This is a genomic window from Bacillus sp. 2175, from assembly GCF_057812155.1.
Genome location: NZ_CM173819.1, coordinates 4,439,947 through 4,466,656 on the forward strand (window position 1 = coordinate 4,439,947; position 26,710 = coordinate 4,466,656).

Sequence of the window (26,710 nt, forward strand, 5' to 3'; positions counted from 1 at the left end):
AGACTCCCTATTTACTTCTCCTAAATCTTGAGGTTTTAGTCTTATCGCCTACAAATGGCAGGATAGTGCTGAACTCTAACTTTTGTATTGTACCACAATTCTCTCATTAAGCAGTACTTCACTCTATTTTTCTTTTAAGGGAAAACATGCTATTCTTTTAGGCAGGAAATGTAGAAAATGAGGTCGATATATTATGCATTATGATGTTATTGTCATCGGCGGCGGTCCTTCTGGGCTAATGGCTGCAATTGGTGCTGCAGAAGAAGGCGCAAATGTCTTACTTCTTGATAAAGGAAATAAACTTGGGCGTAAACTTGCAATTTCTGGTGGCGGACGCTGTAACGTAACGAACCGTCTACCACTTGATGAAATTGTTAAACATATACCAGGAAACGGTCGCTTCTTATACAGCGCTTTTTCTATTTTTAATAATGAAGATATTATTACATTCTTCGAAAATCTTGGTGTTAAATTGAAAGAAGAAGACCACGGTCGCATGTTCCCTGTGTCAAACAAAGCACAATCTGTTGTAGACGCACTTTTAACACGATTAAAAGACTTAGGTGTAAAAATTCGTACAAATACGCCTGTTGAAACGATTGAATATGAAAATGGTCAAACGAAAGCAGTTATACTGCAAACAGGTGAAGTGTTAGAAACAAATCACGTCGTTATCGCTGTTGGCGGAAAATCAGTTCCTCAAACTGGATCTACTGGAGACGGATATGCTTGGGCTGAAAAAGCGGGTCATACAATCACAGAATTATTCCCAACAGAAGTACCTATCCTTTCAAACGAGCCGTTTATACGTGACCGCTCATTACAAGGCCTTGCTTTACGTGATATAAACTTAAGTGTATTAAACCCGAAAGGAAAAGCTATCATTTCTCACAAAATGGACATGCTCTTCACTCATTTCGGCCTATCCGGACCCGCTGCTCTTCGCTGTAGTCAATTCGTCGTGAAAGCACTGAAAAAGTTTAAAACGAATACAATACAAATGAGTATTGATGCATTGCCAGAGGAAAATAGTGAGCAACTATTTCAGCGCATGCTGAAACAAATGAAAGAAGATCCGAAAAAAGGAATTAAAAACGTTTTAAAAGGTTATGTTCCTGAACGTTACTTCCTATTCTTATTAGAAAAAAATGAAATTGACGGTAGCGAACAAGCTGGACAAGTTTCTCACGAAAAGATTCGTGCACTTGTGAAAGACTTTAAAGAGTTTACTGTGAATGTAAATGGTACGCAGTCAATTGAAAAAGCATTCGTTACTGGCGGCGGTGTATCCGTGAAAGAAATTAACCCGAAAGAAATGTCTTCTAAATTTACGAACGGCTTATATTTCTGCGGAGAAGTTCTTGATATTCACGGTTATACTGGTGGCTATAATATTACATCAGCCCTTGTTACTGGTAGAATTGCCGGAACGACAGCTGGAGAAAACGCGAAAATGCAGTATTAAAAAAAGAAACAGGGATTCCTGTTTCTTTTTTTATAGGTACATGAAATTATATGAGCAATTCCACAAATATATCAGCGATTCCGCAACTTATATCGGCGATTCCCCAAATTTATCAGCGATTCTGCAACTTATATCGGCGATTTTCCAAATTTATCGACTTACCGAGAAGAAACGACAAATATCTGCTCCATGTAACTTTCCATTGCTTTTTTGTTGCTTTATTTACCTTAGTACCTTTATATTTTATATTGTTGAATATTTAAAAAAGGGTAAGGGGAAAACAAATGAGAAAAAAAGTCATGATGTCTTTAATGTTAATGACGTTTCTTTCTGCGGTAGAAGGAACGATTGTTAGTACAGCAATCCCTCGTATAACGAGTGATTTGTCAGGCGTCGAACTTGTTAGTTGGGTATATGCAATTTATATGCTTGCAACAGCTGTTTCGACTCCAATATACGGAAAGCTCGCTGATTTATTTGGCCGTAAAAAAGTTTTACTGATCGGAGCTACAATCTTTTTAGTCGGTTCTGCACTTTGCGGAGTCGTTACATCGATGGAACAATTAATCTTTTTCCGCGCGCTTCAAGGTATCGGTGCTGGTGCTGTTATGCCAATCACAATGACGATTATTGGAGACTTATATAGCGAAGCGAAAGACCGCGCGAAAGCACAAGGTTGGATGAGTGCCGTTTGGGGTGTATCCGGTGTTATCGGACCGTTAGTAGGTGGATTTTTAGTTGATTCCCTTTCTTGGCGCTATATTTTCTTCCTAAACGTTCCATTCGGAATTATCGCTTGCTTAATGATTGCAATTTACTACAAAGAATCTATTAAAGCTGCTAAGCATCATATCGATTATCTTGGTGCAACAGTCTTCTCATTAAGTACAATCGCTCTACTATATGCATTATTAACAGGTAGCAGTAAGCAAAACTGGGGAGACATGACAATTATCGGCCTATTAATCTTTGCCGCGATTTCATTTATTATTTTCTTATTCATCGAGAAAAAATCTCCAGAACCATTAATTCCGCTAGCACTTTTCTCTAACCGCACATTATCTACGATAAATATATTAACTCTTATTGCTGGCGCAATGATTATTAGTATTACAATGTACCTTCCAATTTGGAGCCAAGGTGTATTAGGGAAAAATGCTACAGAAGCTGGACTTATTTTAATGCCAATCCCTGTTATGTGGACATTTGGCGCTATTTTCTCTGGTAACTTAGTAGGCAAATTAAAAACGAAACAAATCATTTTACTTGGAGCTAGCATTTTATCAGTCGCTACGTTCTTATTATTTACACTATCAACAAATTCACCATCGTTCCTTATTTATGTAGCAGTCGGATTATTCGGCTTAGGAATGGGGCTTGTGACACCGATTTACATGGTAACAATTCAAGCAGCCGTACCAGCTCATACACGCGGAACAGCCGTTGGTTTAAACACATTTATTAATACATTCAGTCAAACGTTAGGTGCTGCAATCTTTGGAACAATCTTTAATACGATGATTCATGCACGCGGCATTAAAAACCTTGATCTTGTATCTGGTGGACACGGCGGGACTACAGCAAGTGTAGCCACTGAATCACAATCCGCATTAGCTGCAAGTGTACACGTTATTTATATGAGCACTTTCGTATTAGCAGTATGTACATTAATTATCGGTTGGCTTTTATTAAAGCCAGCTACACAAACAAGTGAGCAACAATAAAAAGGATGACCATTTTGGTCATCCTTTTTTTATTCTTCATTCTCCACAATATGTTTCAGCATGGATAATTTATTATCCCAAAAACGTTCATAATATGAGAGCCACTGTTGTAATTCTTCTAATGGTTCTGGATGCAAACGATATATCTTCTCTCTTCCGCTTTTTCTTCCACTTACTAAATTCGCTTCCGAAAGAATATGAAGGTGCTTTACAACCGCAGTACGACTCATCGGAAAATGATCCGTTATTTTGGAAATCGGTAACTCTTTGTCACTTAATAACCGTATTACTTCTCGGCGGGTTGGATCAGCAATTGCTTGAAATACATCATATTTCGCTGCTGACGAGGACACTTAGCCTTCGACAACCTTTTTCAGTTTTTCATTTACAATTGCTACCCAACCACCGCTCATTCTATCGCGAATAATAGAGCTCTTCGCATTTGCTTTCGGAAGAATTTCATCAGGATGTTTCCAGCCGCCGTGAATTAACGTAAATTCTGTTTTGTTATCTCCTAAGTCTTTCAAAATAAATGAAACAACCCAGCCATCTGTATCCCATGAGAAAGACAAATGGTTTGGCTCATCAATTTCTAACACTTTACATGGTGATGGCCCAAATGGTGATTGCACATGAAATTCATGTCCTACCTCTAATACAAAATCATTTGGCATAAACCATGACGCAATCCCTTCTGCAGTTGATACTACACTCCATACCTTTTGAATAGACGCGTTAAAAACGATTGTTTGTTTAATATCATTTAATGTATTTTGTTGTTCCATTTTCATTCTCCTTTACTCGGCGTTACAACATAACACCTTTTGGTTATACTTCGATAATATAACACCTTTTAGTTTCATGTCAACGCCAATTCTTTTACTGTTGAGAAATTCTCAACATTTTTTCAACAGGACAAACACCCTCTTAGCATTCCCTCATAATATACTCACAAAGGCAATACAAAATAAAAACTTCTCTCAACATGAAACTCCATCATTCATATTGAAAGAAGCGCCTTACTTATATCATGCGTACTTCGTCTCTCCTCCTTCCCTCAAGGGACAATACGCGAGATATGACAAATCAGAAGGAATATGCCCACCATTTGAGTAGGTAGTTATTTCTCTTCTCCTCAACATTTCCTCAGGAGCGAAATGACTACCGACTCACTTTTTTCAAACAAAAATAAAAAGGGGATGAAAGCTATGTTCTATTGCATTAACTGTTCTGATATTCATCATGAAAAACATCCGAATGATAAAGTATTCAAAAACGGTTTTTATATTGATCCATTTTTAGGTGATCGTTATCACCTTGGTATGTGTAAAGATGCCCAAAATCATGAAACAGGGGAGCCTCTTTTAACGACAAAGAAATTAGGCACACCCCAATCTATTATGAACGTATTACCGACACATGTTGTCCCAACATAAAACATAAAAAAGAGCTGGGTGAGCCAGCTCTTTTTTATGCTTTATAAACGATCATTGCTGAAAAACAATAAATTTGGTTTTCATCGTCGTTAATGGAAACACCAACTTGATACTTAATATCTACAAAGTTGCTATCATCAATCTTTTTCAAAAACACATTCACAGCGTCTTCTAAGTCTTTTTCGTGACTTTCATCAAACACTTTCACACGAATCATGTTAACACCATCCTAGATCGCAGCCCTCCGCCGCTTGATTATTGCCACGGTGCGTATCTATGATGCGATAAAACTTTCCATTCTCATATATATATCCGTCTTCTAACACATATTTTTTATCTTCAGTATAGACATAAAACTTACCTATCATAAATTTACTCGTATATAATTCCAAATAATTTGGTCTAAATTTAGCTACAACTTTATTTGTAATATCAATTTTTATTGTGCGCCCCACCTTCTCTCCCTCCTTTGCAAAGAACGGATTTAGGTATATTGTATTAGCGCTTTTACATTTTATGCTTAAAAATAAGTGGATATGCCCTCTTTCTCACCTGTACTATTTTTCTAAAAAAATCACTATAAAGTGAAACTTTAATCAGCCCGACCACCCACCTAACTTCTTTGCTTTCGCTGAATTTTGAGGTGGGGGTCTTATTGCCCGTTAATGCGGGATAAATAAGTTCAAAAAAAAACATAAAAAAGCACTTTATCTTATTGACTCGAATATAAATATTATGTTATCATATAAAATTTGACATTTTTACATACGTATGCTATCATTAAAAGTGGTTACCACATATGGAGGTGGATGATTTGTTTCAAATTGGTGATAAAATCGTTTATCCAATGCACGGTGCAGGAATCATCGAAGCAATTGAAGAGAAAGAAATATTAGGTACTTCACGTCAATATTGTGTGATACGCATCATTAGTAAAGATATGCAAGTAATGCTTCCGATGGATCAATTAAAAAAATCAGGTATTCGTTATATCGTTGATCGAGGTACGTTAGATGATATACTTCTTGAATTTCAAAACGGGGAGTCAGACCCATCACTCTCATGGAAACAAAGATATACAATGAATATGGAAAAAATGAAAAATGGCAATTTACAAGATAGCGCAGAAGTGGTTCGGGATTTACTTCGCCGTAATAAAGAGAGAACATTAAATGCGAGCGAAAAACAAATGCTAGATAATGCACGAAAAATGATGATCAGCGAAGTCGCGCTCGTACAAAATGTTACTGAACATCAAGCAACAGAATTTCTTCAAGATACAATTAATCACTAAATTTAAAATAGCTGGCCGCTATTTTTTTTTGTAAAAAAAGGACGAAGAGTTTTATCTCTTCGTCCTTTTATATTACCCACGCCCAGCTTGAAACGATGGATATAACGTCATTCCACCATCTGCAAATAGCGTAATTCCCGTTACGTAACTCGCCTCTGATGAAGCAAGCCAAGTTGCTACTGCTGCGATTTCTTCAGGTTTTCCAATATAGCCCATAGGTATCATACTTTCTACGTCAGCACGTTTTTTAGGATCAGCAAACTTTTCTGCATTGATTGGCGTATTAATTGCACCTGGTCCTATATTATTTACTCGAATACCTTTTGGCGCATATTCTAGCGCTAACGTTTCTGTCATCAGTTTAATGCCACCCTTACTTGCTGCATAGTGCACAAATAGTGGCCACGGAATTTTCTCATGAACACTAGACATATTAATGACAGACCCTTTAATATCATGTTCTACAAAATATTTAATCGCTTCACGACTTCCTAAAAAAGCACCTGTTAAATTTGTATTAATTACCCTATTCCAATCTTCAAGCGGCATTTCATGCGACGGTACCGCGTTTTCTATCCCTGCATTATTAATCATAACGTCAAGCGTACCAAACTCTTTCACAGCAGATTGAATGAGATTCACAACATCTGATTCGACGGTTACATCACCTTTTACAGCAATCGCTTCGCCGCCTACCTTTTTAATTTCTTCTAACACATCATTCGCTTCTGATTCTCGTGAGCGATAATTAATAACCACTTTCGCTTTTTCCTTAGCAAACCTCACTCCCATCGCTCTTCCGAGACCAGTTGCTGATCCTGTAATAACGACAACTTTCCCTGCTAAATCACTATACATTTCCATACCTCCTTTAACTTTTGGCTATACCTAACATAATTCCGGCTGCGATAATAAAAACGATACCGACAACGATACCCGTTAATTGACGTTTCGTTTTCTTTTCACCTAATATAAGGATCCCACCAAGCGTGGAAATAATAATTCCCATTTGCGATAGCGAGAAACTTGTTGCAACTCCAACACGCGGCTGTGAAATGAATAAAAACATATTTCCAGCTGCCCAAATTAATCCTGGAATAATATTGCGAATTGCATATTTATTAAATGGATGATGTTTAAAGGTAAGCAAAATCCCACCTAACACCATACCAACTGCTTGTGGCAACAAAGCCGACCAGCCATCTACGTTAAATAACCTAATTACTACTACGTAAACTAAATAACCGACTGTTGAAATTAATAAAATTACGATACCTCTTTTAAAGTTTGCTGCTTGCTCTGCATTCTTTTCTTCTTCACTTTGAAGCGATGTTAAAATAACACCGATAATAATACAAACGAGCGCTAAAATCCCAAGGACGACCGATATTGTCGTGGACCATTCATGAAATACGATAACGCCAAATAAAGTCGTCGCGACTAATTGAAGTCCTGTTGAAATTGGCATCGTCCTCGAAACACCCATTAAATCAATACTTTTCAATTGATTTGCCTGACCAAGCGCCCAAAATAAACCTGACACAACTCCAACTCCGATAACGGTAGGTGTTAATACTGGCTTCATAAAAATATAAACAACAATTGAGAAAATAAGTGCTCCAAACGTTGTTCCGAGCGTTTGACTATACGGGCCCCCGCCCAGTTTTACGTTAAATAGCACAATACTTCCCCAAAATATAGCTGGTAAAATCGCTAAAAATATATCCATCACTCATTACCTTTCTTTACTAAATGCCATAGATTATCACTCTAAGTCGTTAGAGTGAGCTTTTATTTTTTCTTTTTCCCGTTCACAAACTTTTTCTGCAATAACGTCAGAAACATTCTTTTCTCGCTCCACTTTCTTTATCTTTACGTGATCTAAATGGTCTTCCAAAGTAAGCGTAACTTTATCGTTCGGCGGATTATGCGCTCCTTGAAATGTAAGAAATTGTAGCTTCACTTCGTATCTAGGAACAAATTCATCTTTCTTGCCGAGACGCTTTATATCTATAACTGAAGCACATTCATATTGATCTTCTGTCACTTGTCTAATAACTGAATAGTACCTATTTGATAATGCACTCTCTAAAAGCTGTTCTCTTGATTCTTTCGCGAAAGAATCGCTTGGAGAAGAGAAAAAGGCCACACATAGCATTGTGATAACTACACATATTTTTTTCATAGTTCCCTCCTTGTTCTATAGATTAGTGTTCTCAAAACTGCCATAAAAAAACGACTTTCCCTATGTAGGAAAGTCGTTTTAATGAATCCAATATTAACCACCGCTCACTGGTGGAATTAGTGCAACAACATCACCAGATTGGACCCTGTCATCTTCATTTGCGTATTCTTCATTAATCGCAACCATAATTGGCTCTGAAACTGGTACATTATATTCGTTCGCAACAACATCTTTTAACTGTGCAACCGTAATATTTTCTTTCTCTATTTGTAATTCACTTGTCCCTGCTTCTTCTTGCAAGTGCGCAAATAACAATACTCTAATCATACTTATAGCTCCTTCCCAGGCTCTCCCGCCGGATATGGTGTTTTTTCTAATTGATCACCAATCCATGAGTCACCATCTTCCCAAAACTCCTTTTTCCAAATCGGAACAATTTGTTTTATGCGTTCCATAATATATTCGTTCGCTTCATAAGCCGCTTTACGGTGTGGTGTTGAAACAGCAACAACAACCGCTATATCAGAAATTTGCAACGTACCGATGCGATGTGTAATCGCAACATATGTACCTGGCCATTTCTCTTTCACTTCCAAGCCAATTTTCTCTAGCATCTTTTCTGCCATCGTCTTATAAGCAACATACTCTAAGTATAATGTACGACGCCCTTTCGTAAACTCTCTAACCGTTCCAATAAATGTTGTAACAGCACCGCATTCACGTCGAATTACTTTCTTCGTTACTTCTTCAATTGAGATTTCTGTATCAATTACTTCATAATATGTATTTATCATTTCGCACTCCTAACCGTTTGTAAAAACCAGTCTATGTACAACTCTTCTTCTGTTATATGAAATACTTTATATTCTTCTCGTATATTTGCCGGAACATCATACCACGTAATAACCGCCACAATATTTTCTACTTTATGTAAAAGCTCAATGTCTTCCGCAGAACGAAGTAACACTACTTTCGAGTAATTCTCTTTTTTATAGCCTTCTATTAAAATTGTATCCACTTCAAAAAACTCATATAAGCGAATAATTTCTTGCAAGGACCATTTCTTTCTTAGTGAAGAAAGTGAAAGCAATCCAGCACCTTCTACACTACTTACGACAGCACCAGCTTTACGGTGTCTTTCGCTATCTTTTTGCGCTACTTCTGGAAAGCCTCCGTGCCCGTGATGTTTAATTGTAGCAACTTTCATTTTTCGTTCAGCTAATGCATGCACCACTTTCTCAACAAGTGTTGTTTTCCCGCTATTTTGATATCCTACTATTTGTAAGATTGAAGTGGCTTTGCCCATGGCCAATCACATCCCTCAGAGTGCTCTAACAATAATACGGATACTTTCATTCCGGTCTCAAATCCTCTCGTTCCTCCAGGTAACACGATAAAAGCATTCGCATCTGCAAGTGAAGATACCGCACTCGATTTATCTAAACCAACTGGCATCGCTTGTAACGCCCCGTCCACAATTGTTACGTTCGCTCTTACGAAACGAGTAAATGGATTTGGCTTTGGAAAATCTTTTTGTAAAATAGCATCCGCTCTATATACGTGAGGTTCCTTCGCATACAAATACGTTTTTATAATTGGATGCACAAATAATTCAAAGCCTACATAACAAGCAGACGGATTTCCTGATAAACCAAAGAGTAACTTTCCATCAACTTCAGCTACTGTCGTTACACTTCCGGGCCTCATGGCTATCTTATTAAAGAGTACATTTGCCTGTAACCTTTCATAAATAGCTGGTAAGTAGTCATAATCTCCTACTGATACACCGCCTGTTGTAATTAAAATGTCGACCTCATCCACCGCTGATTGAACAGCTGTAAAACATGCATCTAACTCATCCGCGAGTTGACCATAATAACGAACTTTCCCGCCAGCTTTCATAATTTGAGCTGCGATCATATACGAGTTACTATTTCTAATTTTCCCCGGTTCTAACGGCTCATGTACTTCTAATAATTCACTTCCTGTCGTTACAATACCGACAACAGGCTGTTTTACAACTTTCACAGTGCTATATCCAAACGTTGCTAATAAGGCGGCAACACCTGGATTAATTGCAACGCCTTTCTGAACGAGAACTTGATTTTGTTTTATATCTTCTCCTTTAAACGACACATTGTCACCGTTATTAAAAGGGCGTTTTAACTTCATATATGTTTTCCCGTTCTTCTCAAACCCTTCTGTCAGCTCTAGCATTACGACTGCATTGCAATCTTTTGGAATAGCTGCTCCTGTCATAATACGAACCACCTGAAAAGATCCTACTTCTTCTGTAAAAACAGAACCTGCCCCGATTTCTCCTATTACTTCAAATTCAACTGGATTCTCTTGAGTTGCTTCTTTCGTATCTTCTGCTCGAATGGCGAAACCATCGTAAGGGGAACGATCAAAATGAGGAACGTCATGATCTGAGACAACATCTTCCCCGAGAATTCTCCCGTAACTTTCCGTAATAGAAATTTCTTCTACTTCACCATGCTTTGCATATTTCATTACCCGTTCTACTGCCTCAGCAACTTGAATTGGAATTCGTTTTTCTACCATCGTTTCTCACCTCATATTTGCAATTTTTTTTATCTCGATTAAACTTTATATATTCAATAGAAATTACTTCAAGGAGGAATTCCATGTCTTCATTTACACACTTTAATGACCAAGGACGCGCGAAGATGGTTGATATAAGTGACAAAAAAGCAACCGTTCGAACAGCAATTGCGTGCTCTAGCATTGTCGTTACGAAAGAAATTTACGATAAAATCTCTCACAATGAAATTGGGAAAGGTGACGTATTAGCAGTTGCGCAAATCGCAGGCATTATGGCTGCGAAACGAACTTCTGATATTATCCCAATGTGCCATCCTTTACTATTAAAAGGTGTTGACGTTTCTTTCGATTGGAAACAATCAGAAGAACAATATCGTTTACTCATTGAAGTAAAAGTTAAAACAGAAGGTAGCACCGGTGTTGAAATGGAAGCTTTAACAGCTGCTTCGGCTACCGCTCTTACTGTGTATGATATGTGTAAAGCTGTCGATAAAGGTATGATTATCGGCGAAACGTACTTACTTGAAAAAACAGGCGGAAAAAGTGGAGATTATACGAGAAATTCATAATCCTTTCTCCGTTGAACCTAAAGGATTCCCTTTAGGTTCAACCTATATATCTTGCATATAAACTTTTCGCTACATTTATATCATTCGTCCCATGAATGAAAGCTCTGCCATCTGTAAATAAAACAAAACGATATTCTTCTACCGGAAACGACAATAAATAAGGTGTCGCCTTTATCTCTACGCTTCTTTGTAAGCGCTTTTTAATTTCTTCCAAATTAAAATTCTTCCGCACACCTGGACGAATTTGCACTGTATTTCGCCCACATAACACTTCTGTTTTCGTTTGTGCTTCAAATGTTAAACTCGGATATGTACGTAACCTTCCGCAAGATAAACAAGTATCTTTTTTCTGCCTATTCACTTTAAATGCCATCTGTTGATTATTCCAAAGATCAAATGATAACATCGTTTCACGAAGCGCTCCGTAGTCTTCTACTAATATTTTCAGCGCTTCCGTAGTTTGATGCGCAACTACTAATTGTACTGCCGGTTGTATAATACCAGCTGTGTCACATGTTGCTCCGCTCGCCGGATGCTCCATTAAACAGCGAAAACACGGTGTTTTCCCTGGTAAAATTGTATACGTTACTCCATAGCTTCCAACGCACCCACCATATATCCACGGAATATTATACTTTTGTGAAATATCATTAATGAGAAGACGCGTTTCAAAATTATCTGTCGCATCTAATATTAAATCTACATCATTCACTAATTCTTCCATTTCTTGCACCGTTACATCTGTCACAACCGGAGTTATTTCCACCTCAGAATTAATCGCTCTTAAATGCTCTGCTGCCGCTACCGCCTTCGGTTTATACTGCTTTGCATCTTCTTCTGTATATAGTTGTTGTCTTTGTAAATTACTCCATTCTACATAATCACGATCAGCAATCGTTACTTTTCCAACACCCGCTCTAACAATCGCTTCTGCATTTGCCGCACCGAGAGCACCAGCACCAATAATAAGCACATGCTTCTCTCTTATTTTTCTCTGCCCTTCTTCTCCAACACCAGAAAATAATATTTGTCTTGAATATCGCTCCTGCATGCGATAGCCCCCTTTCTTATCCTCCTATATAAGACATTTCGATTTTTGGACGATTTTTTGCACTTTCTTCTGTTCGTTCATCCGAATACCTATCTTTTCTATTCATCCATACATCTTGTATAACACTTAATAACTCCTCATCCGAAAGATTTCCTCTAAGAAGTTCTCTTACATCCAAACCCTCTGTCGCAAATAAGCACGTATAAAACTTTCCATCTGCCGAAATTCTCGCCCTCGTACAAGAGACACAAAATGACTCAGAAACAGATGTAATAAAACCAACTTCAACATTTGTTCCAACGTACCGATATCGCTTCGCAACTTCACCAAAGTAATGCGCTTCAGCTGGCTCAAGCGGATACACCTTATGAATCATCTCAATCAATTCTCGTTTTGTAACGACTTGATCAAAATTCCACCCATTTGTACTACCAACATCCATAAACTCAATAAACCGAAGCGTGATTCCTTGCTCTTTAAAATACGCAGCCATCGGTAGTACTTGATGATCGTTCATCCCTTTTTTCACAACCATATTTACCTTTACTTCCAAGCCCGCCTCTTTAGCTGCTATAATTCCCTTAATTACCGGTTTCGTATTAATATTTCGACCATTAATATTCTTAAATATGTCATCATCTATCGCATCTAAACTAACATTCACTCTATGTAATCCAGCTTCTTTTAATGCCTTCGCTTGTTTCGTTAAATGAATAGCATTTGTCGTTAACCCTATATCTATTAGCCCATCAATTTTCACAAGACGTGCAATAAGTTTTGTTAAATCTTTACGAAGCAGTGGCTCACCGCCAGTAAGTCTAATTTTCCGTACACCGATGCTAACAAATAATTTTGCCAAACGCTCAATTTCATCAAAAGTTAGTAAAAACTCGTCTTTCAAAAAAGCATATTCTGGCCCAAATATTTCCGCTGGCATACAATATGTACATCTAAAATTGCAACGATCAATGACAGATATACGTAAATCTTGAAGTGGGCGTCCAAAAAAATCTTTAACCATCTCCTGCATCGCCACCCTCCCTTTCTGCCAAATTTCTTTCTTTTCATTCTATTATAATATATTTTCGAACTGCGATGTTTTTGCTCAAGTGAATAAAGTGAAACTTTAAATAATTAGAGGGGATTCACTCCCCCTGGTTAACGAGGTTTACTTACAAATACAAAGATAAAAAAACCTTGAAACATAAAAGCTTCAAGGTTCTCTGCTTATTAACTTAATCTAATAATAGTCAGGGTAGCCCCTGGCGTTGCTGTAGATAATGTAGCTATTGCAACTACTCCAAATAACTGTAAGCTAACAGCAGCTCCAGCAGGCAAGTTAGCAATTATTGTTGCACTAAATGAACCAGTAGCCACTGTCGGGGCGTTTATCGTTCCCGCAAGCGGACTGCCATTTACAGTTATACGAGAACTTACAAGTAATCCTGCCGTTAAATTAATTGTATAAGCTATATAATAATTTCCTGCATTCGCAACTGTAAATACAGTATTTCCACCACTAACGGTTATTCCTGGACCAATATTTTGATTGTTCGGTAATGGTACATTCGTACCACCTAATAAAACGGAAATAGCGGTTCCTGATGTATTATTCGCAAATGCATACGTTGCAGTTGTACTAACTCCAGTCACCCCGGTCGCTCCTGTGGCTCCAGCTCCGGTTGGACCTGTATCTCCAGTTGGACCTTGTGAACCGGTTGCTCCTGTAGCCCCCGTTGGACCTTGGATTCCTTGCGGGCCTTGAATTCCTTGGGGACCTGTCGCTCCGGTTGCTCCTGTAGCTCCCGTTGGACCTTGAATTCCTTGCGGGCCTTGGATTCCTTGGGGACCTTGAATTCCTTGGGGACCTGTCGCTCCGGTTGCTCCTGTAGCTCCCGTTGGACCTTGAATTCCTTGCGGGCCTTGGATTCCTTGGGGACCTTGAATTCCTTGGAGACCTGTCGCTCCGGTTGCTCCTGTAGCTCCCGTTGGACCTTGAATTCCTTGCGGGCCTTGGATTCCTTGTGGGCCTTGAATTCCTTGGAGACCTGTCGCTCCGGTTGCTCCTGTAGCTCCCGTTGGACCTTGAATTCCTTGCGGGCCTTGAATTCCTTGGGGGCCTTGTGGGCCGGTCGGGCCTATATCACCTTGCGGGCCTTGGATTCCCTGTGGGCCTTGTGCCCCGGTTGCCCCTGTCACTCCTTGGATTCCTTGAGGACCTTGTGGACCTTGAATTCCTTGGGGGCCGGTTGGACCTATCTCTCCTTGTGGGCCTTGAATTCCTTGTGGACCTTGTGCTCCTGTTGCCCCCGTTACTCCTTGGATTCCTTGGGGACCTTGAATACCCTGTGGGCCGGTTGGACCTATCTCTCCTTGAACACCTTGGATTCCTTGCGGGCCCTGTAAACCCGTCACTCCTGTTGCTCCCGTTGCTCCTGTCGCTCCAGTTGAGCCTGTCGCCCCGGTATCTCCTGTTACTCCTGTCGCACCTGTTACTCCTGTCGGGCCAGGTGGTCCACCTGATGGACCTGTCACTCCTGCCGGACCTGATGGCCCCGTCGGGCCGGTCGGTCCTGCTGGTCCTCCTGACGGGCCAGTCACCCCTGTTGGACCAGTTACTCCTGTTGGGCCGGTAGTTCCTTCTCCCGTCGCTCCGGTTGCCCCCGTATCTCCTGTTGCTCCCGTCGGACCTTGTATCCCTTGAATTCCTTGTGGTCCTTGCACTCCTTGTGCACCTGTTGCTCCTTGAACCCCTTGTATTCCTTGCACTCCTTGTGCGCCCATCGGACCGGTTGGACCAATCGCCCCTTGTATACCTTGCACTCCTTGGGGGCCCTCTGGACCCGTTGCTCCTATTTCCCCTTGTATCCCTTGAATTCCAGTTGCTCCTTGTGCTCCAGTTGCTCCCGTTATCCCTTGCACACCTTGTATTCCCTGTATTCCTTGTGGACCTTGTGGGCCTGTTGCTCCTACCGGTCCTTGAATGCCTTGTATCCCCTGAGGACCCTCTGGACCCGTTGCTCCAACTGGCCCTGGAACACCTTGTATTCCTTGCGGGCCCTGAAGTCCCTCTGGGCCTTCTGGACCTGTTGGTCCTATCTCTCCTTGTATCCCTTGGATTCCAGTTGGACCTTGTGACCCAGTCGGACCTATGTCACCTTGCGGACCTTGGATTCCCTGTGGGCCTTGTGCTCCTGTTCCCCCTGTCGCTCCTTGGATTCCTTGAGAACCTTGTGGGCCTTGAATTCCTTGGGGGCCAGTTGGACCTATGTCGCCTTGTGGGCCTTGAATCCCTTGCGGACCTTGATCTCCAGTGGCCCCCGTTACTCCTTGAATTCCTTGGGGACCTTGAACACCTTGGGGACCCGTCGGACCTATCTCTCCCTGCACTCCTTGGATTCCTTGCGGACCTTGTAAACCCGTCACTCCGGTTGCTCCCGTTTCTCCTGTCGCTCCTGTCACTCCAGTTGAGCCTGTCGCCCCAGTATCTCCTGTTACTCCTGTTGCCCCGGTTGCTCCTGTCGGGCCGGGTGGTCCACCAGATGGACCTGTCACTCCCGCCGGACCTGATGGCCCCGTTGGACCGGTCGGTCCTGCTGGTCCACCAGATGGGCCAGTCACGCCTGTTGGACCGGTTACTCCCGTTGGGCCTGTAGTGCCTTCCCCTGTCGCCCCGGTTGCTCCCGTATCTCCTGTTGCCCCCGTCGGACCTTGAATTCCTTGTATTCCTTGTATTCCTTGCACTCCTTGTGTACCTGTTGGGCCTTGAATTCCTTGTATTCCTTGCACTCCTTGTGAACCCATCGGACCTGTTGGACCAATCCCCCCTTGAGCACCTTGCACTCCTTGTGGACCCTCTGGACCCGTTGCTCCTATTTCCCCTTGTATCCCTTGAATTCCAGTTGCTCCTTGTACTCCTGTTGCTCCCGTTATCCCTTGCACACCTTGTATTCCCTGAATCCCTTGTGGACCTTGTGGGCCTGTTGCTCCTACCGGTCCTTGAATACCTTGTATCCCCTGAGGACCCTCTGGACCCGTCGCTCCAACTGGCCCTTGAACACCTTGTATTCCTTGCGGGCCCTGAAGTCCCTCTGGGCCTTCTGGACCTGTTGGTCCTATATCACCCATCGGACCTTGTATCCCTTCAACTCCCTGTGGCCCTGTTGCTCCTGATGGCCCTGGTACTCCTTGTATTCCTTGTGGACCTTGATCTCCTGTTACCCCTGTTGCCCCTTGTGGTCCTATAGCCCCTTGTATACCTTGCGGACCTTGATCTCCTGTTGCTCCCGTTACCCCTTGAATACCTTGAACTCCTTGTATTCCTTGTTCACCAGTTACTCCCGTCGGACCAGGAATACCTTGAATACCCTGCGGACCTTCTGGACCTGTTGGCCCAATTGGCCCTTGAATCCCTTGAATCCCTTGGATTCCTTGCAAGCCCTGTGCTCCCGTGCTTCCAGTAGGACCTGTACTTCCCGTTGCTCCTGTTACCCCTGTACTTCCTGTAGCTCCAGTATTCCCAGTTGCTCCAGTCGCACCTGTACTTCCACTCGGTCCACCGCCCGGACCTGTCGCACCAGTCGGCCCTGTCGGACCAGGAGGTCCTCCAGATGGTCCAGTTATCCCAGTTGGACCTGTTATTCCAGTCGGGCCTGTTATCCCCTGACCAGTTGCTCCCGTTAACCCCGTACTTCCAGTTAGTCCTTGTGCCCCTTGAATTCCTTGAGCTCCTTGAATTCCTTGAGGACCAGTTACCCCTGGCACTCCTTGCACACCTTGGATTCCTCGAGGTCCCTCAGGTCCAGTAGCTCCAATCGGACCTTGTAATCCCTGTACGCCCTGTATCCCCTGCGCTCCAGTTGCTCCTGTCGAACCAATCGGACCTTGAATTCCTTGCACCCCTTGTAAACCTGTCGCTCCTGTTGCTCCTTGTGGCCCCCTTAACCCTTGTGGTCCCTGCTGTCCTTCTGGTCCAGTTGCACCTATTGAACCAACTGGTCCTTGTATCCCTTGCACACCTTGAGGTCCTGTCGGGCCCATCTCCCCCATCGGACCTTGTAACCCTCTCGGTCCTTGAGGACCAGTTGGACCCCGTGGACCTGTTGGGCCAGTAATCCCTATACCTGTAAATCCAGTTGGAACAGGAGGGAAAGTAGGTCCAATAAGTTCGGGTGGAATTCTAAAATTAGAGCTTAACGAATTTTGCTTCCCATTATTATCACGTTTCTTCACACTTTCACCACCTACAAACCTTCTTTTTCATAATAAATAAACCTCTTCTTAATCTATTTTCAAAAATAATTTCCAAGACTATTTTTATTTTAAATAATAAAAACTCCCTTAATTCCTTAAGGGAGTCCAGCAACTGAATCCATATTATCTATATTTGGCACCGCCTGCATAGTACTCGACACATTTGCACCTTGCCCAGTATTCGTTCCTGTTACAGTACCAGCAGGAGTACCTCTCGTATACGTTGTTGTGACAGAATCTCCTGGCTGTAAACAAAGCTTTGTCTCCGTCCCTATTACAGTAACAACATCAATCCAAGTACACCCCATTGAACCACTATACGATTTCGAAGCAGTAAATGAAGTGTCTCTTAAATTATCGCCCGTAAATATATTTCCTGTATTATTAACGATAACAAACTCTTTTATATGTGCCGGCATACTTACACACTACCTTTCCTTTACGAACCTAACGTACGTGTACTTGTTGCTAATGGTGGAAGAAATACTGATGTTCTAATTACCGCTTCTGGCTGCCTTTTCCCATTTAAAAAAATAGCCGCACTCGCCCCTCCGGCACCCGCATACGCTTTTGATACAGCAAAAGGTGAGAGATCATAACAATCGCCAACATTAACAGCTCCTGTATTATTTATAATTTTTACTTTACGCATGTTAATTCCCATCTTCTCCATCCTCCTTTTATATACTGTATGCAAAAGAAAAAAAACTTGAAACATACTCGTTTCAAGTTTTTAACTATTTACTATTTCGTTTCACCTTCATATTGAAGCATACCGCCGACCATGTTCACTGTTTTAAATCCTTGCTCATTTAAATAATGACATACATTTTCACTGCGCATTCCTGAACGACAAATAAAGATATATTCATTCTCTTTATTAAAGAAATCTACTTTATGTGGGATATCACCCATTTTAATATGTACAGCTTCTGGAATTTTCCCTGCCGCTACTTCTTCATCTTCTCTTACGTCCACTAAAAATAACGTTTCTCCATTTTCTAAACGCTCTTGCACTTCTTCTGTAGTAATTGTTTTAACTTCTGTCATATGTAGTTCCTCCTTATATACAATAAAACCTTTAGTTTCTTTTTCACAAACATTCTCTACCAATTTTAGCATGCAAAAGAAAGAACGCAAAGAATCGAAAAACTATTTCTCAATTTTCCCGCAAAACTTATTCTTTACAAACATAACTCTTGCATTGTATCCTCAATATACTTGTTTTATGAAAGGAGCCAATGAAAATGACACTTTCCCTTTTCATTATGGGCATCATTTTCTTAATCGCTGCAATTATTACTCTCAGTATGAAAAATAATAAAAAAATAAAATCCTCACAAGAAATGTCATTCTTATTTCTATTGCTTAGCATAGCGTTCTTTGGTATAGCAATAGCTACATATATTTTCCGTCTACAAATCATGTGAAAAAAGGTGCCTACTACAAACATTGCACCTTTTCCCCATCATTTTTCTTCTACACAAAACTAGATACTTTCCGATTCAAAAATTCATAAACTTTTTTTTCAAATAAATAAATATCAAGTGCTCCTGCCATATGCCCATTTATACTTTCTATCTCATATACTTCCGCATATTTCCCTTGTTTTTGCAAAATATCTACCATTTTATAATTATAACGAGACGGCTGAAGCAAATCTTGTTTACACGGAATCATAAGCACATTCGCTTCTATGTTAGAAAGAGATTCTTCTAGTGAAGAAAACCCATGTGCAATATCATGCAATAAAACTGCCTTCGCAGTATACATCCATGAATTTGCATCTACTAGCTCTAAACTTGTATATGTCGCTTTATTTATCTCTTTTTCAAATGATGTTAGTGTAGAAAACTTTTCATAAGGTTCTACCTCTATACTATTACGAGGAAATGTCATTTCATAAAAATGCTCATCAAACGCGTTCATAAACATCATTCTATTTGCTAAATGAAGCCCCTTTATCGGTTGCTGTTCTCCATATTTTCCATCTTTCCAACTTGGATCCAGTTGAATTGCTTCAATCGCATTTTGCGCTACGTTTACTGACGTAATAATTGGATTTTGTGGGTTCGTAATAACGCCAATCATCCGCTCTACCATATGTGGATAGTGAACCGCCCATTGTTGTGCAATCATTCCCCCCGCCGACGGTCCGATTACAGCGTGTAACCTTGAAATTCCCATACCTTTTATTAACTCATATTGCATACAAGCTACATCAAGAAATGTAAAAACCGGAAACTCCATAGCATATTCTTCTCCAGTTTCTGGATTAATTGATTTCGGTCCTGTTGTAATCACATATGGATTCCTCACCTGCACATTACAAAGATTATCCGTACATATAACAAAATACTTATTTGTATCAATTGCTTTCCCAGGTCCAATGAGCCCATCCCACCAACCAGACTCCTCATCATGCACTGTATATTTTCCCGCCGCATGACTTGTTGCACTAAAATAATGACAAACCAAAATCACATTTGACCTTTCTCTATTTAACGTACCATATGTCTCGTATCCCATTTGAACAGGAATTTCCCTACCATTTTCAAACGTAAACTCTTTTAAAACAAACTTCTCTTTTTTTACAATTTGCACAGACTCTCCCTCTCCCCGTTATAGTATGAACTGCTTACTAAAGATTTTTTTCCATGCAACTAATCTCCTTCTTCTTTTCATAAATAAATGAATAATATACAAAATTAGCCACAAAATAGCACTATATTACAAGATTAAAGAGGGCATACATATGATTTGGAATTGGTTACGTAAGAAAAAAAAATTAAATAAACCAGAAGCAAACGAAAGAGATAACCAGGAGCAGCATTCTAACAATGAAGAGGATGATAACAAAGAACAGACTAGAAGTATAAAACATAATAAAGGTAAAAATAACGAGCAAAAAGATTCTTCTCAGGATAAACAACAAAGCGCTAAACAAGATGAATCTTCTCAGGATAAGCAACAAAGTTCTAAGCAAGATGAATCTTCACAGGATAAACAACAAAGCGCTAAACAGAATGATTCATTTCAAGATAGGCAACAAAGTGCTAAACAAGATGATTCATCTCAAGATAAACAACAAAGTGCTAAACAAGATGATTCATCTCAAGATAAACAACAAAAATCTAAACGAGATGAATCTTCACAGGATAAACAACAAAGCGCTAAACAGAATGATTCATCTCAAGATAGGCAACAAAGTGCTAAACAAGATGATTCATTTCAGGATAAGCAACAAAGCGCTAAACAAGATGATTCGTTTCAGGATAAGCAACAAAGCTCTAAACAAGATGATTCGTTTCAGGATAAGCAACAAAGCTCTAAACAGGATGATTCGTCTCAAGATAGGCAACAAAGTGCTAAACAAGATGATTCATCTCAAGATAAACAACAAAGTGCTAAACAAGGTGATTCGTCTCAAGATAAACAACAAAACGCTAAGCAAGATGAACCTTCTCAAAGTAAGCAACAAAGCTCTGGAGGTAATAGTATTTATGACTTTACAAAACCAGAAAAAGACCGTATTCATTCTCTACAAGATTTAATAGAGAAACTTAAAAAGTCTAGTGATTTTATTAATTACCATACATCTGACGATGAAACGATGCCTTATTGGATTTCTTACTATCGCCCTTCACTTGATGGGGAGAAATTACAAAAATATTTAATGCCTACTCTTTTAGAGAGACCTTGTACTTCGCTAGAAGAACTAAAAGAACATATTCCGATGAGTGGCATTACAATTACGAACGACTTGCAAAAAATTGAAGACATGGTTTTAAAGGGACATGCGATCATTCAATTGAATCAGCAAGATCAAAAATGTATGCTTGCAAACATTGCAATTGATAATTATCGTGCACCAACCCCTCCTTTAAACGAATCAACTGTTATTGGTCCGCAAGAAGGTTTCGTAGAGGCTATTGATACAAACATTAATTTAGTTCGAAAACGTCTGCCTGTTTTAGATTTACAAACAAAAGAAATGATTATCGGCGAGTTTTCCAAAACGAAAGTTGTCATGATGTATTTAGACAACCTCGCTGAAAAAGATAATGTAGATTTTCTCGAGGAATCATTACGCGCTCTTGAATATGATCAAATTAATGATAGTGCTTATATACAAGAATTGATGGGTGAAAAATCAATTTTCCCTCTATATATCAATACAGAACGTACTGATAGAGTTACAAAAGCGCTTATTGATGGGAAAATTGCTATTTTTGTTGATGGTTCTCCGAGTGTTTTACTAACACCGGTATCCTATTTCGATTTTTTCATTTCACCAGAAGACTATAACGTCTCCTGGATGTACGCTACATTTTCAAGGGTTTTAAGATTAATTGCCGTTCTATTTTCAATTTGCGCTACACCGTTATACGTTGCAGTTTTAAATTATCATTATGAACTTATTCCGAGTGATTTACTTGAAACTTTAATTTTATCAAGAGCACAAGTACCGTTCCCGCCTTTAATTGAAGCTCTCTTTTTAGAACTTGCAATTGATTTATTAAGAGAAGCCGGCGCAAGGTTACCGATGAAAGTTGGTCAAACGCTCGGTATCGTAGGGGGTATCGTAATCGGGCAAGCATCTGTACAAGCAGGTTTAACGAGTAATATTTTATTAATTATCGTTGCCTTATCAGCACTCGCTTCCTTTATTACACCTATTTATAAAATGGGTAATGCGGTTCGATTACTACGTTTCCCGTTTCTCATATTTGCAGAAATAGGAGGACTTTTCGGTATTTCACTTGGATTTATCTTTTTATTCACCCATCTGTTTAGACTTACTTCTTTACGCAAGCCGTACGCTTTGTTCTATCCAACAAGACAACAATCTGTTAAAGATTCTTGGATCCGTTTTCCTTTAACAATGATTGATACAAGAGATGTACAAGCAAGACCACAACATGTAAAAAAAGCTGCGAAAGGAATTTCAACAAAACATAGATCGGATTTTGATGATTAAGAAATGAGGTGCATTGATGAGTAAAGTTCAAGAAAAATATCAAATATCTCCTGTCTTTGTTTTCTTCTTAATTCACGGTGCACAGTTTGGTGCTGGCGTTCTCGGCTTCGCTCGAATCATCGCAAAGGCCGCTGGATACGACGGATGGATGGGCGTTCTAATCACGGGACTCTGTATCCATCTCCTTATATGGATGATGTATTTTTTATTAAAAGAAACAAATGGAAATTTAATTGATTTACAAAGGCAAACGTTCGGAAAGTGGATAGGGAATATCTTTAATATCATCTTTGCAGCTTATTTTTTAAACGTCAGCATTTCGGTTATTCGAACATATGTTGAAATTATTCAAGTATGGATGTTTCCTACCGCTTCCACCTTTATGTTAACACTCTTTTTATGCTTAGTTAGCTATTACATTATCTCTTCTGGATTTCGTGTCATTACTGGCATTTGTGTCATCTCTGTTGGTGGTACATTAGGATATTTATTTCTAAGCTTATTCGTTTTGAAATATTCACATTGGGATAATTTACTACCTATATTCACACATTCTTTTTCAGACATTTTAAAATCCGCTCAACTGTCAATCTACAGTATGACCGGTTTTGAGATTTACCTCATGGTATATCCATTTGTGAAAAAGCCTATGCAATCTCATAAATACGCTCAGCTTGGAGCACTATTTTCAAATCTTCTATATTTATTTAGCACCCTTTTAGCCTTTGCATTTTTTAGTGAAAAACAATTATTAAAAACGATATGGGCACAACTTTCTATGACCCAAGTCATTCAATTACCATTTATAGAAAGACTCGAATATATTGCAATTTCAGGCTACGCACTCGTTATTATTTCAAGTTTTATCCTCCCTTTATGGGCGTCAATGAGAGCAACTCATGAAATATTCCGTGTAAAACAAAGAGGGGTTTTAATCGCTTTTATCCTTATCACCCTCATTGTTTCACAACTTTTAACAAACAGACACGATATTAATAACTTTATTAGTAATGTATCAAAGGTTAGTTTTTGGCTCATTTATGTATACATCCCAATCCTATTTATTATTGTGTGGGTGAAAAGAAAATGGAAAAAATCAAAAGCACAAGCAAATTAATACTTATTTCTTGTATAACATTCTTCAGTCTAATTGGATGTTTACAAAAAAATATTATCGACGATGTACAACTTATTCAAGGATCCGTATTTGACGTTGCAAAAGGCAACAAAGTAAAAGTGACATTCGTTTGCCCCATTCAGAAAAAAGGAAATAAAGTTCAAGTTTTTGAAGGAACTGCAAATGCGGTAAAACAAGTAAAAGCAGATACATCATTAGAATCTTCTCAACCTTTTGCTAGTGGACAAATGCGTGTCGCTCTATATACGATAAGACTTGCCAAAACAGGAATGTCTACTTCATTCGATACATTACTTCGAGATGTGAATATAGGGAACGCTTTATATGCCGCTTTATTAGAGGGGAATGGTACTGAACTTTTAAAAGGCAAATATTCCACTTCATACAACGTTGCAATTTATATAAAAAAGTTGTTAGAACATAATATGGAGACCGGTCCTTTACCAACGGATAATCTGCATGTAGGAGCATTTCGTTATTATCAAGAAGGGCAAGACTACTATATTCCCATTCTAAAGAAGCATGGTGATAAAATAAAAATCACTGGAATTGGTCTTTTTAAAAAGGATAAATATATCGGTAAAATTGCGGAAAAAGATATGTTCATATTTAAAGGACTATTAGAGAAACATAAATTAGATTCACATGAATTTAAAACAGATTCTGCGTACGTAATGATTAATAATATTCGTTCTGTTCCAACTTACGATATAAAAATTAAAAACGGAAAGCCTTCTTTTTTCATTCACGTTCGTCTTGACGCACGTATTCAAGAACTATCAAAGCAAATTAACTTAGAAAATAACAAGAACACAAAAAACATTGAAAAAGATGTCCAAAAACAATTAGATAAACAAGCTGCTAAGTTAATTAAGCAATTTAAATCTTTAGGCGTCGATCCTCTCGGGCTAGGTGCAAAGTATAAGCAACATTATCGCCCATTCAAATTAGAAGAATGGAGACAAATGTATAAAGATGTTCCAGTTCATATAAAATACACCGTGAATATTACAAATTCTGGTGTAATTGAATGAGAAATGATTGAACTCCTCTCTCCAGCATGATACAACGGAGAGAGGAGTTTTTATTTTAGATAGAGAGAGAAGATATTTATGGGGGAGCTTATGTCTAAAAAATTAGTAAAGCCTATTTTAAATGGTATTTTATTTCTCGGCGTCTTTTTATTTGCTCATACATACTTAAAAAATGTTTCCTTCACACGTTACTTGCTTGTCGTTATACCAATGTTACTCGTCGGTATTTTTGGCATCGATCTTATTTCATCGCTTTTAATAAAAAAAGAAGAATAACGAGCGAACATCTTATTTCAATAAGATGTTCTTTTCATTTCATAATCACCTTATGTTACAATAAACTTCGGCATAACGTAAGAAAGGATGAAACAACATGACAAACGAAAAAGGTTTAGATAAAGGATACGAACTTGTTGCGAAAATGCATGAAGTATTCGGACATCCTGTGACAAATACTCCAACAAAATTAACAGAAGAGCGTGCAAAAATCCGTGCAAGTTTTATGCAGGAAGAACTAGAAGAATTTCTAGAGGCAACGACTGTTGAAGATCAATACGATGCACTAATTGACCTTATTTACTTTGCATTCGGAACGTTTGCCGAAATGGGTGTACGTCCAGATAAAGGATTCGAAATTGTAAACAACGCCAACATGGCAAAACTATTCCCTGATGGGAAACCTCGATTCCGTGAAGGCGACGGTAAGATTCTAAAGCCAGAAGGCTGGCAAGCACCGGAACCACAACTTCGTGCTGAAATTGAACGTCAGCGTCAAGAAGCTGAAAAAAACTGCTAGGATTTCCTAGCAGTTTTTTATTATGGCTTTTTTTCTGCCAATCATTAATGACCCACGTGCCCTGCGTGTCCTGCTGCTCCACTAATACTAGCTGCTCCTGCTGCTGCCCCTGCTCCTCCTGCTCCAATTCCACCTGTCCAAGGAGAAGATTGTTGTTGTTGTTGATATTGCTGATATTGTTGGTGCTGTTGGTGCTGTTGACCTTGGTATCCATGATGTTGACCTTGGTGTCCATGATGTTGACCTTGGTGTCCATGATGTTGACCTTGGTGTCCATGATGTTGGCCTTGTTGCCCATGATGACCGTGTTGGCCTTGATGACCTTGGTGATGGTGGTGACCTTGGTGTCCATGATGTTGGCCTTGGTGGTGATGTCCATGGTGACCATGTTGGCCTTGGTGAGTTTGATAAAGAACAGCTTGCGGATGAATGTGGTGGTGACCGTGGTGATGTACTTGTTGCCCCTGATGACCATGTTGACCTTGATGATGGTGATGACCATGATGGCCGTGTTGACCTTGATGGTGGTGATGACCTTGATGGCCGTGTTGACCTTGATGGTGGTGATGTCCATGATGGCCGTGTTGACCTTGATGGTGGTGATGTCCATGATGGCCGTGTTGACCTTGATGGTGGTGATGTCCATGATGGCCATGTTGACCTTGATGGTGGTGATGATGACCATGGTAGCCGTGAACTACTTGCGGATATCCACCTACTCCTCCTGCTACAACACCTACTCCCGGTACAGGAAATCCTGTCTGTACTCCTCCAACGAAAGATGGAAATGCAGTTGGTACGCCTACTGGTACTCCTCCCGCTGCTCCGCCAACAAATGTTGGGATTCCAGTTTGCACTCCGGCTACCGATGATGGAAATCCTCCTGTTAATGTTGGAATTCCAGTTTGTACACCCGCTACTGATGTAGAAAACCCTCCAGGTGTTCCGCCCATCCAGCTCGGAATTCCACCGTATCCTTGTTGTCCTCCTCCCATTAACATCATTTGTTCATAACTATCCGATCCACTCCCGAAGAAACCATGTGGTGCATTATTGTCCATCCCTTTCATTCCTTTCACCTCTTCTACTCAATTTAGCCTACCTTTTTTATCATATTTCCTATAGAAGAATAGGTGTTTGTCTGCACTAGAATTCCGCTTCTTTTTCTTCATTCATGATAAAATTAATTAACTGAATATTTTTTCTAGGAGGTATTTAT

General features: G+C 39.8%; 30 protein-coding genes. 11 read left to right on the forward strand and 19 right to left on the reverse strand.

Features of this window, described 5'->3' with window-relative positions; genetic code table 11:
* Positions 1-193 precede the first annotated feature (193 nt).
* Positions 194-1,465, forward strand: coding sequence for a BaiN/RdsA family NAD(P)/FAD-dependent oxidoreductase (locus tag ACXKY9_RS23015; RefSeq protein WP_000558859.1), 1,272 nt, complete (start codon positions 194-196; stop codon positions 1,463-1,465).
* Positions 1,466-1,749: 284 nt separating this feature from the next.
* Positions 1,750-3,189, forward strand: coding sequence for an MDR family MFS transporter (locus ACXKY9_RS23020; RefSeq protein ID WP_001228008.1), 1,440 nt, complete (start codon positions 1,750-1,752; stop codon positions 3,187-3,189).
* Positions 3,190-3,218: 29 nt separating this feature from the next.
* Here ACXKY9_RS23020 and ACXKY9_RS23025 read toward each other — a convergent pair whose 3' ends face one another.
* Both ACXKY9_RS23025 and ACXKY9_RS23030 read right to left on the reverse strand, forming a co-directional pair.
* A complete protein-coding gene (locus tag ACXKY9_RS23025; protein WP_000098837.1) occupies positions 3,219-3,542 on the reverse strand; it encodes an ArsR/SmtB family transcription factor in 324 nt (107 codons plus the stop codon).
* Positions 3,543-3,974, reverse strand: coding sequence for an SRPBCC family protein (locus tag ACXKY9_RS23030; protein WP_000437767.1), 432 nt, complete (start codon positions 3,972-3,974; stop codon positions 3,543-3,545).
* A 423-nt stretch (positions 3,975-4,397) separates the two neighbouring features.
* Between ACXKY9_RS23030 and ACXKY9_RS23035 the strand changes: the two genes are divergently transcribed.
* Positions 4,398-4,625 carry a DUF3973 domain-containing protein gene (locus ACXKY9_RS23035; protein WP_000498988.1) on the forward strand — a complete coding sequence of 76 codons (228 nt, stop codon included), beginning with the start codon at positions 4,398-4,400 and terminating at the stop codon, positions 4,623-4,625.
* A gap of 34 nt (positions 4,626-4,659) precedes the next feature.
* Here ACXKY9_RS23035 and ACXKY9_RS23040 read toward each other — a convergent pair whose 3' ends face one another.
* Positions 4,660-4,842 (reverse strand): sporulation protein Cse60, encoded by a 183-nt coding sequence (locus tag ACXKY9_RS23040; RefSeq protein ID WP_000621751.1) that lies wholly within the window; start codon positions 4,840-4,842, stop codon positions 4,660-4,662.
* 1 nt (position 4,843) lies between these two features.
* Entirely contained in the window at positions 4,844-5,080 is a 237-nt protein-coding gene (locus ACXKY9_RS23045; protein WP_000533804.1) for a DUF2553 family protein, read from the reverse strand.
* Between the two features lie 344 nt (positions 5,081-5,424).
* On the opposite strand from ACXKY9_RS23045, the gene ACXKY9_RS23050 reads away from it, so the two are divergent.
* Positions 5,425-5,919 (forward strand): CarD family transcriptional regulator, encoded by a 495-nt coding sequence (locus tag ACXKY9_RS23050; protein WP_000451444.1) that lies wholly within the window; start codon positions 5,425-5,427, stop codon positions 5,917-5,919.
* Positions 5,920-5,991: 72 nt separating this feature from the next.
* Here the strand turns inward: ACXKY9_RS23050 and ACXKY9_RS23055 are convergent, their stop codons facing one another.
* The 7 genes from ACXKY9_RS23055 to moeA all read right to left on the reverse strand — a co-directional run bounded on the left by ACXKY9_RS23055 (position 5,992) and on the right by moeA (position 10,669).
* Positions 5,992-6,777, reverse strand: coding sequence for a glucose 1-dehydrogenase (locus tag ACXKY9_RS23055; protein WP_000286673.1), 786 nt, complete (start codon positions 6,775-6,777; stop codon positions 5,992-5,994).
* Positions 6,778-6,790: 13 nt separating this feature from the next.
* Complete coding sequence (glcU, locus tag ACXKY9_RS23060; RefSeq protein WP_000350861.1) at positions 6,791-7,648, reverse strand: glucose uptake protein GlcU; 858 nt, start codon at positions 7,646-7,648, stop codon at positions 6,791-6,793.
* A gap of 36 nt (positions 7,649-7,684) precedes the next feature.
* Entirely contained in the window at positions 7,685-8,104 is a 420-nt protein-coding gene (locus ACXKY9_RS23065; protein ID WP_000717679.1) for a DUF3888 domain-containing protein, read from the reverse strand.
* Positions 8,105-8,197: 93 nt separating this feature from the next.
* The gene (moaD, locus tag ACXKY9_RS23070) at positions 8,198-8,431 is read right to left on the reverse strand and encodes a molybdopterin converting factor subunit 1 (protein WP_000621778.1); all 234 of its coding nucleotides are present in this window, start codon (positions 8,429-8,431) and stop codon (positions 8,198-8,200) included.
* Between the two features lie 2 nt (positions 8,432-8,433).
* On the reverse strand, positions 8,434-8,898 hold the full coding sequence (moaE, locus tag ACXKY9_RS23075) for a molybdopterin synthase catalytic subunit MoaE (RefSeq protein ID WP_000611226.1): 465 nt from the start codon (positions 8,896-8,898) through the stop codon (positions 8,434-8,436).
* Complete coding sequence (gene mobB, locus ACXKY9_RS23080; protein WP_002101454.1) at positions 8,895-9,416, reverse strand: molybdopterin-guanine dinucleotide biosynthesis protein B; 522 nt, start codon at positions 9,414-9,416, stop codon at positions 8,895-8,897. The genes moaE and mobB overlap by 4 nt, the downstream gene beginning before the upstream one ends.
* Complete coding sequence (moeA, locus tag ACXKY9_RS23085; protein ID WP_000229696.1) at positions 9,380-10,669, reverse strand: molybdopterin molybdotransferase MoeA; 1,290 nt, start codon at positions 10,667-10,669, stop codon at positions 9,380-9,382. Before moeA ends, mobB begins: the two co-directional genes overlap by 37 nt.
* An 83-nt stretch (positions 10,670-10,752) precedes the next feature.
* Here moeA and moaC point away from each other — a divergent pair, with 83 nt between their 5' ends.
* Positions 10,753-11,238: a cyclic pyranopterin monophosphate synthase MoaC gene (gene moaC, locus ACXKY9_RS23090; RefSeq protein ID WP_000094146.1), complete on the forward strand. Its 486-nt coding sequence runs from the start codon at positions 10,753-10,755 to the stop codon at positions 11,236-11,238.
* A gap of 37 nt (positions 11,239-11,275) precedes the next feature.
* Here moaC and ACXKY9_RS23095 read toward each other — a convergent pair whose 3' ends face one another.
* The 6 genes from ACXKY9_RS23095 to ACXKY9_RS23120 all read right to left on the reverse strand — a co-directional run bounded on the left by ACXKY9_RS23095 (position 11,276) and on the right by ACXKY9_RS23120 (position 18,592).
* Positions 11,276-12,289: a molybdopterin-synthase adenylyltransferase MoeB gene (locus ACXKY9_RS23095; protein ID WP_001158106.1), complete on the reverse strand. Its 1,014-nt coding sequence runs from the start codon at positions 12,287-12,289 to the stop codon at positions 11,276-11,278.
* Positions 12,290-12,305: 16 nt separating this feature from the next.
* On the reverse strand, positions 12,306-13,319 hold the full coding sequence (gene moaA, locus ACXKY9_RS23100; protein ID WP_001157117.1) for a GTP 3',8-cyclase MoaA: 1,014 nt from the start codon (positions 13,317-13,319) through the stop codon (positions 12,306-12,308).
* Positions 13,320-13,519: 200 nt separating this feature from the next.
* Positions 13,520-17,521: a BclA-related collagen-like exosporium protein gene (locus ACXKY9_RS23105; RefSeq protein ID WP_015382476.1), complete on the reverse strand. Its 4,002-nt coding sequence runs from the start codon at positions 17,519-17,521 to the stop codon at positions 13,520-13,522.
* A gap of 116 nt (positions 17,522-17,637) precedes the next feature.
* The gene (locus ACXKY9_RS23110) at positions 17,638-17,961 is read right to left on the reverse strand and encodes a hypothetical protein (RefSeq protein WP_001110847.1); all 324 of its coding nucleotides are present in this window, start codon (positions 17,959-17,961) and stop codon (positions 17,638-17,640) included.
* 20 nt (positions 17,962-17,981) lie between these two features.
* Positions 17,982-18,206 carry a spore germination protein gene (locus ACXKY9_RS23115; protein ID WP_000512596.1) on the reverse strand — a complete coding sequence of 75 codons (225 nt, stop codon included), beginning with the start codon at positions 18,204-18,206 and terminating at the stop codon, positions 17,982-17,984.
* A gap of 80 nt (positions 18,207-18,286) precedes the next feature.
* Positions 18,287-18,592, reverse strand: coding sequence for a rhodanese-like domain-containing protein (locus ACXKY9_RS23120; protein WP_000141207.1), 306 nt, complete (start codon positions 18,590-18,592; stop codon positions 18,287-18,289).
* 197 nt (positions 18,593-18,789) lie between these two features.
* On the opposite strand from ACXKY9_RS23120, the gene ACXKY9_RS23125 reads away from it, so the two are divergent.
* Entirely contained in the window at positions 18,790-18,972 is a 183-nt protein-coding gene (locus tag ACXKY9_RS23125) for a hypothetical protein (protein WP_002101457.1), read from the forward strand.
* 49 nt (positions 18,973-19,021) lie between these two features.
* Here the strand turns inward: ACXKY9_RS23125 and ACXKY9_RS23130 are convergent, their stop codons facing one another.
* On the reverse strand, positions 19,022-20,146 hold the full coding sequence (locus ACXKY9_RS23130) for a homoserine O-acetyltransferase family protein (RefSeq protein WP_001167627.1): 1,125 nt from the start codon (positions 20,144-20,146) through the stop codon (positions 19,022-19,024).
* A gap of 151 nt (positions 20,147-20,297) precedes the next feature.
* Here ACXKY9_RS23130 and ACXKY9_RS23135 point away from each other — a divergent pair, with 151 nt between their 5' ends.
* The 5 genes from ACXKY9_RS23135 (at position 20,298) to ACXKY9_RS23155 (ending at position 25,491) form a co-directional block, all read left to right on the forward strand.
* Positions 20,298-22,523, forward strand: a complete 2,226-nt coding sequence (locus tag ACXKY9_RS23135; RefSeq protein WP_000638052.1) for a spore germination protein — start codon at positions 20,298-20,300, stop codon at positions 22,521-22,523.
* A 16-nt stretch (positions 22,524-22,539) separates the two neighbouring features.
* A complete protein-coding gene (locus ACXKY9_RS23140) occupies positions 22,540-23,640 on the forward strand; it encodes a spore germination protein (RefSeq protein ID WP_000049083.1) in 1,101 nt (366 codons plus the stop codon).
* Complete coding sequence (gene gerHC, locus ACXKY9_RS23145) at positions 23,610-24,695, forward strand: spore germination protein GerHC (protein WP_000411390.1); 1,086 nt, start codon at positions 23,610-23,612, stop codon at positions 24,693-24,695. The genes ACXKY9_RS23140 and gerHC overlap by 31 nt, the downstream gene beginning before the upstream one ends.
* Positions 24,696-24,785: 90 nt before the next feature.
* The gene (locus ACXKY9_RS23150) at positions 24,786-24,971 is read left to right on the forward strand and encodes a hypothetical protein (protein ID WP_000038781.1); all 186 of its coding nucleotides are present in this window, start codon (positions 24,786-24,788) and stop codon (positions 24,969-24,971) included.
* A gap of 97 nt (positions 24,972-25,068) precedes the next feature.
* Positions 25,069-25,491 (forward strand): pyrophosphohydrolase domain-containing protein, encoded by a 423-nt coding sequence (locus ACXKY9_RS23155; protein WP_000180554.1) that lies wholly within the window; start codon positions 25,069-25,071, stop codon positions 25,489-25,491.
* Between the two features lie 44 nt (positions 25,492-25,535).
* Here the strand turns inward: ACXKY9_RS23155 and ACXKY9_RS23160 are convergent, their stop codons facing one another.
* Positions 25,536-26,561, reverse strand: coding sequence for a hypothetical protein (locus tag ACXKY9_RS23160; protein WP_000677627.1), 1,026 nt, complete (start codon positions 26,559-26,561; stop codon positions 25,536-25,538).
* Positions 26,562-26,710: the final 149 nt, after the last annotated feature.

Coding starts and splice junctions, on each gene's coding strand:
- ACXKY9_RS23140 (WP_000049083.1), top strand. CDS start 22,540: ATGAGTAAAGTTCAAGAAAAATATCAAATATCTCCTGTCTTTGTTTTC.
- ACXKY9_RS23015 (WP_000558859.1), top strand. CDS start 194: ATGCATTATGATGTTATTGTCATCGGCGGCGGTCCTTCTGGGCTAATG.
- ACXKY9_RS23155 (WP_000180554.1), top strand. CDS start 25,069: ATGACAAACGAAAAAGGTTTAGATAAAGGATACGAACTTGTTGCGAAA.
- ACXKY9_RS23030 (WP_000437767.1), bottom strand. CDS start 3,974: ATGGAACAACAAAATACATTAAATGATATTAAACAAACAATCGTTTTT.
- glcU (WP_000350861.1), bottom strand. CDS start 7,648: ATGGATATATTTTTAGCGATTTTACCAGCTATATTTTGGGGAAGTATT.
- ACXKY9_RS23035 (WP_000498988.1), top strand. CDS start 4,398: ATGTTCTATTGCATTAACTGTTCTGATATTCATCATGAAAAACATCCG.
- moaD (WP_000621778.1), bottom strand. CDS start 8,431: ATGATTAGAGTATTGTTATTTGCGCACTTGCAAGAAGAAGCAGGGACA.
- ACXKY9_RS23065 (WP_000717679.1), bottom strand. CDS start 8,104: ATGAAAAAAATATGTGTAGTTATCACAATGCTATGTGTGGCCTTTTTC.
- ACXKY9_RS23160 (WP_000677627.1), bottom strand. CDS start 26,561: ATGAAAGGGATGGACAATAATGCACCACATGGTTTCTTCGGGAGTGGA.
- ACXKY9_RS23150 (WP_000038781.1), top strand. CDS start 24,786: ATGTCTAAAAAATTAGTAAAGCCTATTTTAAATGGTATTTTATTTCTC.
- moeA (WP_000229696.1), bottom strand. CDS start 10,669: ATGGTAGAAAAACGAATTCCAATTCAAGTTGCTGAGGCAGTAGAACGG.
- moaC (WP_000094146.1), top strand. CDS start 10,753: ATGTCTTCATTTACACACTTTAATGACCAAGGACGCGCGAAGATGGTT.
- ACXKY9_RS23055 (WP_000286673.1), bottom strand. CDS start 6,777: ATGTATAGTGATTTAGCAGGGAAAGTTGTCGTTATTACAGGATCAGCA.
- moaA (WP_001157117.1), bottom strand. CDS start 13,319: ATGCAGGAGATGGTTAAAGATTTTTTTGGACGCCCACTTCAAGATTTA.
- ACXKY9_RS23020 (WP_001228008.1), top strand. CDS start 1,750: ATGAGAAAAAAAGTCATGATGTCTTTAATGTTAATGACGTTTCTTTCT.
- gerHC (WP_000411390.1), top strand. CDS start 23,610: ATGGAAAAAATCAAAAGCACAAGCAAATTAATACTTATTTCTTGTATA.
- ACXKY9_RS23125 (WP_002101457.1), top strand. CDS start 18,790: ATGACACTTTCCCTTTTCATTATGGGCATCATTTTCTTAATCGCTGCA.
- ACXKY9_RS23120 (WP_000141207.1), bottom strand. CDS start 18,592: ATGACAGAAGTTAAAACAATTACTACAGAAGAAGTGCAAGAGCGTTTA.
- moaE (WP_000611226.1), bottom strand. CDS start 8,898: ATGATAAATACATATTATGAAGTAATTGATACAGAAATCTCAATTGAA.
- ACXKY9_RS23050 (WP_000451444.1), top strand. CDS start 5,425: ATGGAGGTGGATGATTTGTTTCAAATTGGTGATAAAATCGTTTATCCA.
- ACXKY9_RS23040 (WP_000621751.1), bottom strand. CDS start 4,842: ATGATTCGTGTGAAAGTGTTTGATGAAAGTCACGAAAAAGACTTAGAA.
- ACXKY9_RS23095 (WP_001158106.1), bottom strand. CDS start 12,289: ATGCAGGAGCGATATTCAAGACAAATATTATTTTCTGGTGTTGGAGAA.
- ACXKY9_RS23115 (WP_000512596.1), bottom strand. CDS start 18,206: ATGGGAATTAACATGCGTAAAGTAAAAATTATAAATAATACAGGAGCT.
- ACXKY9_RS23135 (WP_000638052.1), top strand. CDS start 20,298: ATGATTTGGAATTGGTTACGTAAGAAAAAAAAATTAAATAAACCAGAA.
- ACXKY9_RS23110 (WP_001110847.1), bottom strand. CDS start 17,961: ATGCCGGCACATATAAAAGAGTTTGTTATCGTTAATAATACAGGAAAT.